Annotated in this window: 10 protein-coding genes; 8 read left to right on the top strand and 2 right to left on the bottom strand. The window is 60.7% G+C overall.

What is annotated here, in order from left to right; translation table 11 throughout:
• The first annotated feature begins 54 nt into the window (after window positions 1–54).
• From AC1RPZ_RS04215 to AC1RPZ_RS04195, 5 genes are all read left to right on the top strand, one after another.
• Entirely contained in the window at window positions 55–1,059 is a 1,005-nt protein-coding gene (locus AC1RPZ_RS04215) for an asparaginase (protein ID WP_493135184.1), read from the top strand.
• Window positions 1,060–1,221: 162 nt separating this feature from the next.
• On the top strand, window positions 1,222–2,214 hold the full coding sequence (locus tag AC1RPZ_RS04210; RefSeq protein ID WP_493135182.1) for an AraC family transcriptional regulator: 993 nt from the start codon (window positions 1,222–1,224) through the stop codon (window positions 2,212–2,214).
• A gap of 318 nt (window positions 2,215–2,532) precedes the next feature.
• A complete protein-coding gene (locus tag AC1RPZ_RS04205; RefSeq protein WP_493135180.1) occupies window positions 2,533–3,564 on the top strand; it encodes a histone deacetylase family protein in 1,032 nt (343 codons plus the stop codon).
• A gap of 12 nt (window positions 3,565–3,576) precedes the next feature.
• Window positions 3,577–4,692, top strand: coding sequence for a polyamine ABC transporter substrate-binding protein (locus AC1RPZ_RS04200; protein ID WP_493135178.1), 1,116 nt, complete (start codon window positions 3,577–3,579; stop codon window positions 4,690–4,692).
• Window positions 4,693–4,840: 148 nt separating this feature from the next.
• On the top strand, window positions 4,841–9,388 hold the full coding sequence (locus AC1RPZ_RS04195) for a dermonecrotic toxin domain-containing protein (RefSeq protein ID WP_493135176.1): 4,548 nt from the start codon (window positions 4,841–4,843) through the stop codon (window positions 9,386–9,388).
• Window positions 9,389–9,419: 31 nt separating this feature from the next.
• Here AC1RPZ_RS04195 and pdxR read toward each other — a convergent pair whose 3' ends face one another.
• Entirely contained in the window at window positions 9,420–10,973 is a 1,554-nt protein-coding gene (gene pdxR / locus AC1RPZ_RS04190; protein ID WP_493135174.1) for a MocR-like pyridoxine biosynthesis transcription factor PdxR, read from the bottom strand.
• Between the two features lie 90 nt (window positions 10,974–11,063).
• On the opposite strand from pdxR, the gene AC1RPZ_RS04185 reads away from it, so the two are divergent.
• The 3 genes from AC1RPZ_RS04185 to AC1RPZ_RS04175 are packed head-to-tail and all read left to right on the top strand — an operon-like array spanning window position 11,064 to window position 12,831.
• Complete coding sequence (locus tag AC1RPZ_RS04185) at window positions 11,064–11,693, top strand: FMN-binding negative transcriptional regulator (RefSeq protein ID WP_493135172.1); 630 nt, start codon at window positions 11,064–11,066, stop codon at window positions 11,691–11,693.
• 2 nt (window positions 11,694–11,695) lie between these two features.
• Entirely contained in the window at window positions 11,696–12,142 is a 447-nt protein-coding gene (locus tag AC1RPZ_RS04180) for a GNAT family N-acetyltransferase (RefSeq protein WP_493135170.1), read from the top strand.
• A 17-nt stretch (window positions 12,143–12,159) separates the two neighbouring features.
• A complete protein-coding gene (locus AC1RPZ_RS04175; protein WP_493135168.1) occupies window positions 12,160–12,831 on the top strand; it encodes a GNAT family N-acetyltransferase in 672 nt (223 codons plus the stop codon).
• A 47-nt stretch (window positions 12,832–12,878) separates the two neighbouring features.
• Here the strand turns inward: AC1RPZ_RS04175 and AC1RPZ_RS04170 are convergent, their stop codons facing one another.
• On the bottom strand, window positions 12,879–13,169 hold the full coding sequence (locus AC1RPZ_RS04170; RefSeq protein ID WP_493135166.1) for a hypothetical protein: 291 nt from the start codon (window positions 13,167–13,169) through the stop codon (window positions 12,879–12,881).
• Window positions 13,170–13,275: the final 106 nt, after the last annotated feature.

The raw sequence follows: 13,275 nt of genomic DNA, 5'->3' as shown, positions 1-13,275 counted from the left end.
GGGAAGCCCTCAACCATAGAATCTCCCACAGTCATCTCTTGCGGAGACCACCTGATGATTTCCAATTCCTACCCTGCTGCGCAGCACGTCATGGTGCTCTACACCGGTGGCACCATCGGTATGCAAGCCAGCGCTCATGGCCTGGCCCCCGCGTCCGGCTTCGAAACCCGGATGCGCGACTACCTGCACAGCCAACCCGAGTTGGTGGTGCCGAACTGGCGCTTTCGCGAGATGTCGCCGCTGATCGACAGTGCCAACATGACTCCGGCTTACTGGCAGCGCCTGCGTGACGCTGTCATCGAAGCGGTCGAGGTCGACGGCTGTGACAGCGTGCTGATCCTGCACGGCACCGATACCCTGGCCTACAGCGCCGCCGCCATGAGTTTTCAATTGCTCGGCCTGCACGCGCGGGTGCTGTTCACCGGCTCCATGCTGCCGGCCGGCGTGCCTGACAGCGATGCCTGGGAAAACCTCGGCGGTGCGCTGGTCGCCCTCGGCCAAGGTCTGGCGCCGGGCGTGCAATTGTATTTCCACGGCGAGCTGCTGGACCCGACCCGCTGCGCGAAAATCCGTAGCTTCGGTCGTCATCCGTTTGCTCGTCTGCAACGCCAGGGGGGTGGCGTCAAGGCGCCTGCTCTGCCGACTGCGCTTGAGTATCGTCAGGGCAAGCAGCTGGCCAAGGTCGGCGTACTGCCGCTGTTCCCCGGCATTGGTGCGGAACAACTCGATGGCATGCTGAACAGCGGCGTCCAGGGTCTGGTGCTGGAATGCTTCGGCAGCGGCACCGGGCCGAGTGATAACCCTGAGTTTCTCGCCAGCCTCGCGCGGGCGCGGGACAAAGATGTTGTGGTGGTCGCGATCACTCAGTGCCATGAAGGTGGCGTCGAGCTGGATGTCTACGAGGCCGGCAGCCGCTTGCGTGGCGTCGGTGTGTTGTCCGGCGGCGGCATGACCCGCGAAGCGGCGTTTGGCAAATTGCATGCGCTGTTGGGGGCGGAACTGGACACCGCTGAGGTTCGACGGTTGGTCGAACTGGACCTGTGCGGCGAGTTGAGCTGACACACCACAAACCCTGTGGGAGCGAGCTTGCTCGCGATGACGGTGGGCCAGTCGACATTGATGTTGAATGATCAACCGCTATCGCGAGCAAGCTCGCTCCCACCAGATCGTCGTTGGGCACACAACTTGCTCCTTTCCAGCACTCCCAAGCTGGAACCGCCCATGCTCCACTCCCACCTCACCACCCTCAACGCCGTTTCCCTGGTGCTCGATGCCTTCAAGGCCGATGGGCTTTCAAGTGAAGCGTTGCTGGCTGGCAGCGGCATCAGTGCGGCGGATCTGAGCCGTGCCGACACCCGAATTACCACCAACCAAGAGATGCAGGTCTGCGCCAATGCGGTCGCACTCAAACGCGACATCGGTCTGGAGCTGGGTCGGCGGATGCACGTTTCGTCCTACGGCATGCTCGGTTATGCGCTGCTCACCAGTGCCACCTTCGGTGACGCTTTGCGTTTGGCGCTGCGCTATCCGGCGCTGTTGGGAACACTTTTCGAGCTAAGCCTTGAAGACGACGGCGAGCGCACCTGGTTCGTGGCCGCCGATTACCGGGAAAGCCCGGCGCTGGCAGTGTTCAACGCCGAGTTCTGCCTGGTCTCGCTGAAGGTCATTTGCGACGATTTGCTCGGCCATCCACTGCCGCTGCTCGGTGCTCGTTTCGAACATTCGGCACCGGATTATCAGGCCAGCTATGCGACACACTTTGATTGCCCGCTGCGCTTCGACCGCACCGATAACGCCTTCGCCTTCGATAAACGCTGGCTGGACCAGCCCTTGCCGCTGGCCGACACCATCACCCACCAGGCCATGGCCGAACGCTGTCGCAAGCAGAACACCGAATTCACCGGACGCCAGGCGTGGCTGGGACGGATTCGCCAACTGCTCGCCGCCCAACTCGACGCCGCGCCGGGCCTCGAAGGTCTGGCCGAACAGATGAACTGCTCGGCGCGAACGTTGCGCCGACACCTGAAAGATCTGGGGTGCAGCTATCAGGAATTGCTCGACGAACTGCGCTTTGAGCGCGCCAAACAGCTGCTTTACGAAGATCAGTTGCCGATCTGCCGCATCGCCGAAGCTTTAGGCTTCAGTGAAACAGCAAGCTTCCGCCATGCGTTTGTGCGCTGGAGTGGCGTGGCGCCGAGCCAGTTCAGGCCTTGAGTGCTGCGTTTCCGGGCTGCCGTCATCGCGAGCAAGCTCGCTCCCACATTTGACTTCAGCGAACGGAAAATTGGAGTACGACGCCAAATCACTGTGGGAGCGAGCTTGCTCGCGATGGCGTCCTCAAGAACACCCAAAGCCTCGCAGACAGCTCAGCATTCCATGCCCTGAGCTGGCGCATCCTCGTGCCAATAAGGGGCGAATTCAGGTCAAAGCTTTTGGCCATATCTATCCCCTTTTGGCCTTTCCTGCCGTTCTCTGAAACGCCGCACGCCGCAAGACTGTGTTCAACCGAATCAGCCTGCGGAGAACAAGAAAATGCTGACGATCTACTCGGACGATCACCACCTGCACCACGGACGCTGCGAATTGATGGACGGGCAACTGATGCCCTGCTTCGAAATGCCCTCGCGGGCCGACCACGTTCTGGCGCGCGTTCAGTCCCGTAGCCTCGGGCCGGTGGAAGCGCCGCAGGATTTTGGTCTGGAGCCGATCCAGCGCATTCACAGCGACGATTACCTGACGTTCTTCAAAGGTGCCTGGCAGCGTTGGACCGAGTTCGAGCGCGACGGTGATTTGCTGCCGTACACCTGGCCGGCGCGCACCCTGCGCACGGTCATCCCGAAAAGTCTGCATGGCCAGCTCGGCTACTACAGCTTCGACGGCAGCGCACCGATCACCGCCGGCACCTGGCAAGCAGCGTACAGCGCAGCGCAAGTCGCGCTGACCGCCCAAGCGGCGATCCAACGCGGCGCCCGCAGTGCCTTCGCCCTGTGCCGTCCACCGGGACATCACGCCGCCAGCGACTTGATGGGCGGTTATTGCTACCTCAACAACGCCGCCATCGCTGCCCAGGCCTTCCTCGATCAGGGTCACCAGAAAGTCGCGATCCTCGACGTCGACTACCACCACGGCAACGGCACCCAATCGATTTTCTACGAACGCAGCGACGTGTTGTTCACCTCGATCCACGGCCACCCGGAAGCCGAGTTTCCGTTCTTCCTCGGCTATGAAGATGAACGCGGCGAAGGCGCCGGCGAAGGTTTCAACTTCAACTACCCGCTGCCCGCAGGTTCCGGCTGGGACACCTGGAGCGCGGCGCTGGAACAGGCCTGCAAAGAGATCGAACGCTATGGCGCCGACATCGTGGTCGTGTCCCTGGGCGTGGACACCTTCAAGGACGATCCGATCTCCCAGTTCAAGCTCGACAGCCCGGATTACCTGGCGATGGGCGAGCGCATCGGCGCCCTCGGCAAGCCGACCCTGTTCGTGATGGAAGGTGGCTACGCGGTAGAAGAAATCGGCATCAATGCCGTGAACGTTCTCGAAGGTTTTGAAAGCGCCCAATGAGGAATTAGAACAATGAACAGACTCAAGCGTTTTATCGCGCCGGCACTCTTCACCACAGTGCTGTGCGCCACGGTACTCAGCAGCACCGTACACGCTGAAGAGCGCACCTTGCGGGTGTACAACTGGTTCGACTACATCACCCCCAAAGCGCTGGAAGATTTCAAAGCCCAGAACACCCAGACCAAACTGGTCTACGACATCTTCGACACCAACGAAGCGCTGGAGGCCAAGCTGCTCACCGGCAACTCCGGTTACGACGTGGTGGTGCCGTCCAACGTGTTCCTCGCCAAGCAGATCGAAGCCGGGGTTTTCCAGCCGCTGGACCGCAGCAAATTGCCAAACTGGAACCACCTCGACCCGAAGCTGATGAAGCTGATTGAAGCCAATGATCCGGGCAACAAGTTCGCCGTGCCCTACATGTACGGCACCATCCTGATCGGCTTCAACCCGGACAAGATCAAGGCCGCGCTGGGCGCCAACGCACCGGTGGACAGCTGGGACCTGATCTTCAAGGAAGAGAACATCAGCAAGCTCAAGCAGTGTGGCGTAGCGCTGCTCGACTCGCCGTCGGAGATTCTGCCGCTGGCCCTGCAACACCTGGGTCTGGACCCCAACAGCAAAAAGCCTGCGGACTACGACAAGGCTGAAGCGCTGCTGATGAAGATTCGTCCGTACATCACCTATTTTCACTCCTCCAAGTACATGGCCGACATCGCCAACGGTGACATCTGCGTTGCCGTCGGATATTCCGGCAGCTTCTCCCAGGCCGCCAACCGCGCCAAGGAAGCCAAAAACGGGGTGATCGTCGACATGCGCCTGCCGAAAGAAGGCGCACCGATCTGGTTCGACATGCTGTCGATCCCCAAAGGCGCGAAGGATCCGGAAGACGCCTACACCTTCATCAACTACCTGCTCCAACCGAAGGTGATTGCGCCAGTCAGTGACTTCGTCGGCTACCCGAACCCGAACAAGGACGCCACGGAAATGGTCGACCCGGCGATTCGCAACAACCCGAACCTGTACCCGACCGAAGCGGCGATGAGCACGCTTTACACCCTGCAACCGCTGCCTCGCGATGCGGAGCGGGCACGGACCCGGGCCTGGACCAAGATCAAGTCTGGAACCTGAAACCACTATCGTTTAGCCCGTCACCATAGACCCGCGCTCACGCGGGTCTTTTTTTCCCGCGGTATTTAGTTACCGCCAGGGGTATCGAGCCCCCCACTACCGTGCAACAAAAGCCCCGCTTCCAGAAACGTCAAAAAGGAAAATGACGATGATCGAAATACATGAGAACACCGACCTCACCCCACTCTTGAAAAAGAGCCTTGTGGTCCACCAGACCAGCCAGGGACCCAGCGTCAACACGGTGGCCGCGCAGCTTCTGCACCAGGCCTTGAAGGAGCGTTACCCCGAGCGGGATATCGATCCGGACCAAGCCATGATCGGTACTCCACAATGGCAAATCGTCGATGGCATGGCCGTCGCAAATACCACGCAATTCGAATCGCTGACCCAGGCGCTGGTCCGTCTGTTCTTCACCTCAACCACCGCCAACTACCTGGAGGGCGAACACTTCCTGACCTTGCACCCTCAGGCCACCCCGGTCGTCCACCTGGATATCGGCATCGAGGAGATCGCCGGGCTGCTCAACGACTACGCCCCCCTGTTGTTCGTTGCCTTCGCAGAACGCCAACTGGCCTTCTGGAACGACACGGGACACCGTGCTCCACGCTGGCAGGAGCTCTCCGATGCCTTGCGCAAAACCTTCGATGTGCAGCACATCAAAGGCTGGGACAACGACCAGTGCCGCGTGGCCCGGGCCGTGGCCCTGAACCCTGACAAGCAGGAGCGTCAAGCAAGAGCGCCGGCGTTTTCGGCTGTCCAGGTCTGCCTGATCGACATCGATACCGTCGATGCCGAGGGCACTACCCGGCACCTCATGCTGGGCGGTATCGCAGTGCTCACGGGGCGCTATGAACAGCGTGACCTGCTGATGCTGTACACCCTTGAAAACAGTTATGAGTCGTTCGACTCGCTGGAACAGTTGGGTGCTTCGTTACCTGCCCGCGTCGAGACTCGACTGGCCGGGCGTGATATGCAATGGCGCCTGTTCGAACCCGAGGGCAATTTCTTCGACCATATGGCCTGGGCCCTGGTGGCCGGCGAACTCGACACCATCGCGGCAATCAGCGGTAACAGGCCCTCAGCCGGAGCGGATACCGGTGCCGAACACTATCCGCTCCACACCGGGCCGGTGCGCGCCAGCGCCCAGAAAGAAACCACCCAGTCTCAGCTTGCTGACTCGACACCCGACTGGCTGCTCGACGCTTCGGCAGCCGACCTGGATGCCTACAGTCGGTACGTCAGCGATCTGGGCAAACTGCACAAACACGGTGGCAACAGCCTCTACAGGATTCCCGCGATCACCACCTTCGCCCAGGACCGTATGCGCGAAGCGATCGCCGCCGATCAAAACACGCTGCTGCCACTGGACGACATTGAGATCACCATCACCAACAGCTTCGAATCAGGCGGTTTGACACTGCCCAATCCGCTCGACATTCATACCGAAACCCTCGGCGAGTACGCCCTGGAAAACACCGCACCGTATCAAGCGACCATTCGCTTCAAACACGCAGAACCGGTTCCCGACTGGCTGACCCCCGACTACCTGACGACGATGGCTGCGCAGGTCAATATTGGCGAGGTGTATCCCAAGCTGATCCAAAACAAGCTGATCGACGACCCGGCGCAAGCAGCCTTGCAGGAGCATTTCTACATCAGCCAATTGCGCGCCCTGCTGCCGCTGATTGCACTGGAGTGCAAGATCCGTCACAGGGGAGGCGTCGATGAACAGGGCTATCGCTATATCCGTGAATGGCTCAACCCTACGCGGGGCAATCCGCAGCCGGTGGTCATTCGGCCCCTGACATTCATGCATGGCGCAGACGCTATCGGCGACACGGTTGCCAACATGTTCATCATCGGCCCGCACCAGCCAAACGCCGGGCCCTGCCTGCTGTACCGTCCTTTGCTCGAACACCCGTTGCTGCAGTTCCCCTCGCCGCAAAACCTGTTGTATGCCCTGCATCAGCCGGGCGAGCTGAGAGACTCGGTGCTGGCCTGGCTGCCCAACACGGCGTTGAGTTTCAAATACGCTCAGTACACCTTCCCCATCGGCCTGCCCTCGCCATGGCTGGCGACGCAGCTACTTTCCGAACCCTGGACACCCGTGGACTGGAGCAGCCCGGTCGAGCTCTCGTCCCTGGAGCTGACCGGCGACATCTTATCGACCCTGTTCAAGACTCATGCCCGGACCATGGCCGAACTCGCCGACCGGCAATCGCTATCCAACGCGCAACGACGCTGGGCACTGCTGCGCGATAGCGGCTGGGCCATTTTCAATGTCGCCGCGAACTTTCTCAGCGGTCCGGCCGGAGCTGCGGTCTGGGTCTGGCAAAGCATCAGCGATATCCAGCAAGCGCTGGATGCCCATGAGCGTGGCGATAGCCTCGTCGAATGGACATCGGTCGGCGATGTGCTGCTGGCCCTGGGAATAATCCTGGCCCATCGTGCCGCTACACGCCGCAAGACCGGTCCTCGCAAGGCACCACGACGCACCGACGACACGATGCTCGAGTCCGGCGTCCCCCCACAGGTCAAGCCCGCGACACCCGCCGTGACACTGATACCCACTCCCCTGACCGGTGAACTGCCACCCAGCCACTACTCCTCGCTCGAGGCTGGCGGATCAGTGCCACGTCGCTCCTCCACGGCGTTGGGTCTGTATCTCGACAGCTTGAAAGTGCCGCCCCTTGACCTGACCGCACAGACACTGGAGACCCTTTCAAGAGAATCTGCGTCCCTGTATCGGCTGGCAAATCGGACTTATGCAAAGGTCGGCGAGCGCTGGTTTGAAGTCGTGGAAAACGACAATGATGACGTGCAAATCGTCTACCCGGACACGCCCTCGAAAACCGGTCCGCTATTGATTCACAACCAGCAAGGCCAGTGGTTTGTGGACACGCGATTGCGGTTGCGTGGCGGTGCCGGAGGCACCAGCCTGAAAAGCAAACTCAAAGCACAGCGCCAGGAAAAGGAGCAGCAAAGAAAACAGCTGGAAAGTGCGCTGGACGCGTTCAAACGTCAGGAAGCAGCCAACCAAACGGCGTTGAAAAATGCTCAAGCCGAACTGATGGCCGCCTCCGGGCAAGCGTACGATCAGGCGTCGGAACGCTACCTCACGCAAGTGGAATCGCTCATCGGCGACTACGACCTGGCCCTGCAAAACCTGCAGCAATGGCGAAGCCTGGGCGGGAGAACCGCCTATCTCCACGATTTGCTGCGTATGACCACCGAGCTGCAAAAACACCTTAGTCTATGGTTCGTACTCAAACGAAACGCCTACGCACAGCTCAGCCAGTCACTCATCGAGCTCAATCTCCCGGATTCAACGGCATCGCTGCAAGAACACAACACCGGCGTCAGGCAACTCATACAGTTGAGTAACGACATGATTGCCCGCTTACAACTTGCTGAGTCATCGCTGCAGCGTCTCGACGCACTCGGAAGTTCCGGCCTGGACAAAACGCAGCGCCTGCGCAAACTGCTCCCGCGTTTCACCCAATGGGACTTGAAAGCCAACGAGATCGGCATGTCCCATGAGTTGTGTATGCAGGAACAGACCGCAGAGGACAATGAACCGGCACGTGACGCGGTCGGCAGGGTCATCGTGGAAGCGGCGAATGCCAGCCGCAGGCTGGCGCCCCTGATGAAGAGCAAAGCCCCGAGTGATACGGCAACGCAACGCATCGACACCTTGAGCACTCTGATCGATGTCTACACGGATGCCGATCAGCGTCTCCAGGATTTCCCGGCTGAATACCCCGGCAAGGTTCACCCTGCTGAACTTGAGCGGGTTCGCGGCTTGATCGTCGAGTTCAAGGAACTGGCTCAAGACCAACTGAGTGCACTGTTGCCGGACAGCCAGGAGCCCGCCACGCCCGCCGGTCCGCAGCCCGCCGTTGCCGGCCCCTCCAGGCCTGTGGGTAAAGTCACCAAAAGTCGGCCCCGCCAACCCAGCTCTTCCGAGGCGTCCGGGCCCGAGGAACAAAACCTCAAGGAAATCCTTCCCGCCAGGGCGCGTCCTGCTCCACTGCCCGAGCTGGACGATATCGACACCATCTCCAGCGGCCTTGAGCTGAACGAAGATGTGCGCGATTTCATCAAGCGAACACGCAAAGACGCCAGCAGACCCAATCGGATCCCGGCGGATATGCAGGACCTGTTCGATCAACAAGCCCGCCGTCTGGAACAGACCGCGATCGACGTCGACCAGGCCATGGCTCGTATCCGGGCTGCGGGCAGGACGCCGCCTCCGGTGGCAACCCTGAGCGCTGAACTCAATAGCGCCGCTGGCCGGTTACGCACAGAAGGCATTAGCACCCGTGCGAGCCTGCTCAAGGGTCGCCCGCCCCGGCAGGCCTATTTGCAGTGGTTGCTGGACAACGACCAGGTCAGGATCGTCAGAAACGAACAAGGCCGGATCAAGACCAAAAAACGCCGGGACTATTTTCAGGAATACCGGATTCTCGACACCGCAAACAACAATCAACCGTTGTGGCTGGCGCATTTTCACTACGACACCCTTGAGGCACCGCTGGACAGGTTCACCGCAGCCCACCTGAAAATCGCCGACGCACATCTGGAACAGTTCAGTGCGCAACGTCGTCAGGAACTCAGCACCTTGGCACCGATCGATTATGTACTGCGGCGCATTACCGACTCAGCGCCGTTCTTCAAACTCGAACCGCAATCCTGACGCACGCGGGCAGGCTGACAACCCGCCCGTTTCAGCGTTCACGCCAGACATCGCGCAAGCGCGCAAGCGCCGCCTCTATCGCCACTTCCGGCACCGCCGCGAAGCCCAGCACCAGCCCGGCGCGTTGATCCAGCGGGGTGCTCGAATCCGGTAGCCAGTAGTTGCTCAGGCCATTGATCTCGACATCGACGCTGGCGGCTTTTTCGATCAATTCACGCTCGCGGGCCTGAGTGCCGACCGGCACGGTCAAGTGCAGCCCTGCCGCGACACTCGGCAGGCTGCCAACGCCGGGGATATCCACAGGCCAACCAGCCAATAACGTGTTACGCCGACTCAAGGCCGCGCGCCGCATACGACGGATATGCCGCTGAAAGTGCCCGGCGGCCATAAACTCGGCCATCACCACCTGAGTGCTGACCTCGGAGTGCCGCACGTCCACCGCCCGACGCTGGGCAAACGCCTCCACCAGCCCCACCGGCAACACCAGGTAGCCCAGACGCAACGCCGGAAACGCGACCTTGCCGAAGGTGCCAACGTAGAGCACCCGACCGTGCCGATCCAGCGCCGCCAAGGGCGCCAAAGGCGCGCCGCTGTAGCGATACTCGCCGTCGTAGTCGTCCTCGATGATCCAGCCGTCGGTGCGCTCGGCCCAGGCGAGCAATTCCAGACGCCGAGCCAGGCTCATGATCACTCCGGTCGGGTACTGATGAGACGGCGTGACATAGGCCAGTCGGCAGTCACTCAGGCGATCGAGTTCGGCGCAATTAATGCCGTCGCTGTCCACTGAGACACCCTGCAACCGCGCACCGGCGACCGCGAAGGCATGCCCGGCGGCGCGATAGCCAGGGTTTTCCACTGCCACCCCATCGCCGGGCTCCACCAACAGCTGTGCACAAAGGCTAATCCCCTGTTGCGCGCCACTGGTGATCACAATTTGCTCAGCGCTGCACTGCATGCCTCGCGAACTGCGCAAATAGGCCGCGATCAACCCGCGCAAACGCTCATCACCCTCCGGCGCGCCGTAGCACAGTTGCTGCAAATCCGGCTTGCGCCAGAAAGCCGCATTCAGCTTGGCCCAGACCTCGAACGGGAACAGATCAAAAGCCGGCACACCCACCCGGAAAGCCCTCGGCGGACCACCCGCAGGCCTGGGCAAATGATGCTTCTCGACCCTCTCCAAGGCGCCACTGTGGATAACTTTGCTGGATGTAACCACAGGTAAATCCAGCCAATTTGTGGATAACCCTGTGGGTAAGCCTGTTGATAACCCTGTGGATATTTTTGTGGATAATTTTTTCGCGGGTAACGCGGTCTGCGGCAATTGCGCCACATACGTACCGTCGCCAACCCGGCCTTCGATAAAGCCTTCGGCATAGAGTTGGTCGTAGGCACGGACCACACTGTTGCGGGAAATCGACAAGGCGGCCGCCAGATCGCGACTGGCGGGCAAGCGCGTGCCACTGGCCAGACGGCCATCGAGCACACGCATTCGCAAGGCTTGATAGAGCTGGCGGCTCAGGCCCTGGCGGCGATCAAGTTCAATACCGGCGGGGTTGAACGACAAGGACAGCGGCAGGTTATTCATCACTTTGGACCTATTAAATGGGTCGGTAATGGCTCTTACAACAGACCAATAGCCTGCCTAGGATGCAGGCATTCGCCAAGGAAAATTTCCATGTATACGCCCAGCGCCTTTGCCATCGACGACCTCCCTTCCCTGCACCAGCAGATCCTCGACACGCGCCTGGCCATCCTGGTCACTCACGGTGCGCAAGGCTTGCAGGCCAGCCATCTGCCGCTGCTGCTGAGCCCCGAACAAGGGCCCAATGGCACGCTCTACGGCCACCTCGCCCGAGCCAATCCGCAGTGGCAGGATCTGGAGGCCGGGGCCGAGGCGCTGGTGATTTTTGCCGGGGCCGATGCTTACGTCAGCCCGTCGTTCTACCCCAGCAAAGCCGACCACGGCAAAGTCGTGCCGACCTGGAATTACGTAGCCGTGCACGCCTATGGCAACGCCGAAGTGTTCAGCGACGCCCATCGCTTGCGCAATCTGGTCAGCGCCCTGACCGATCGCCATGAGCGCGGCCGCGCCAAGCCGTGGAAAGTCGACGATGCGCCGCCTCACTACATCGATGGCATGCTCAAGGCCATCGTTGGCTTCGCCCTGCCGATCCAGCGTCTGGAAGGCAAGCGCAAACTCAGCCAGAACCGCAGTACCGCAGACATCGCCGGCGTGCGTGAAGGGCTGACCAAAAGCCCCGACCTGCACGACCAGGCCCTCGCCCACTTGATGCCCAAGGAATGACCATGAGCCAGATCGAGATTCGCCGTGTCACTGCCAACGACCACGCCGCCTGGCAACCGCTGTGGCAAGCCTACCTGCGCTTCTACGACACCGAGTTGCCGGATACGGTTTATCAGAGCACCTGGCAACGCTTGCTCGATCCGGAGGAACCGACCCACGCGGCCCTCGCCTGGGCCGATGGCAAGGCCGTGGGGCTGGTGCATTTCATCTATCACCGCTCGAACTGGAGCATCGAAAACGCCTGCTACCTGCAAGACTTGTTGGTGGCGCCTGAGCAACGCGGCACTGGTATCGGTCGATTGCTGATCGAATTCGTCTACGCCACCGCCAAGGCGGACGGTTGCTGCAAGGTCCATTGGTTGACCCACGAAACCAACGCCACCGCGATCCAGCTCTACGAGCGCATCGCCGAACGCCCTGGTTACATCCAGTTTCGTAAAACCCTTTAAGGTTCAAGGAGAGCAGCATGTCGACTTCACTCGCGGACTGGAAAGGCGTTCCGGCGCCCTCGGCTCAACGGATCGAAGGGCGCTTCATTCGCCTGGAAAAACTCGACCCGGCGCGTCACGCCGATGGCTTGTTCAAAGCCTTGCAAGGCCCGGGCGCCGACCCGAAGCTGTGGGACTACTTGCCTTACGGCCCGTTCCCGGAGCGCAGCGCGTTCAACGATTGGCTGAACAACCATGCGGCCAACAGCGACCCGTATTTCTTCAGCGTGATCGACCGCGCCAGCGGCGACGTGCAGGGTCTCCTCAGCCTGATGTCGATCGTCCCGGCCCAGGGCCGCATCGAGATCGGCCACGTCACCTTCGGCGCAGCGATGCAGCGCTCACCGAAAAGCACCGAAGCGGTGTACCTGCTGGCCAAGGAATCGTTCGCCCTGGGCTACCGTCGCCTGGAGTGGAAGTGCAACAACGGCAACGCCCGCTCCAAATACGCGGCCGAACGTCTGGGCTTCAGCTTCGAAGGCGTGTTCCGCCAGCATATGGTGGTCAAGGGCCAGAACCGCGACACCGCGTGGTACTCGATTCTGGATTCGGAATGGCCGGCGATTGGGGCGGGGTTTGAGAAGTGGTTGAGCGAGGAAAATCAGACGGAGTCGGGTCAGTTGAGAACGTTGGTGGAGTGCCGCGGTTGATCTTCTCTTGACGCAAAAATCCCAGGCTTGCCTGGGATTTTTATTTTTTATTGCGGCTCAGAACCCGCCGGCTTCGACTCTCGCTTCAACTTCCACCCCAGCGCATCCAACGCGTCACAACCGTCCTGAATCAACAAATGTGCAGCATTGGCGAAGTGCTCCAGATCGTAGCCTTCGGCATCCTTTACGCTCAGGCAGCTCACGCTGTTGAGCAGATTTCGACCGATCTTGAGACGGTGAATGGCGGTTTCGAAAAGATCACAGGCGTCAGCGTCGAGGTTGATGAACAGCGTGGAGTCGAGACTGAGGTTGCTTTGGAGAGGGGAAAAGTTGGGCATGATCTAGCTCCGGTAGTTTTTGAGGAATTGCTACTGGTGTTTGACCGGCTAAGATCAGTCACGGTTTGTGCGGTGACACGAGGACTATAGGCGAGCCAACAGCGAT

Source organism: Pseudomonas sp. GW822-FHT02D10, assembly GCF_058802345.1.
The sequence above is the reverse complement of the archived record's forward strand: the minus strand, read 5'-3'. Positions and strand labels throughout refer to the sequence as shown.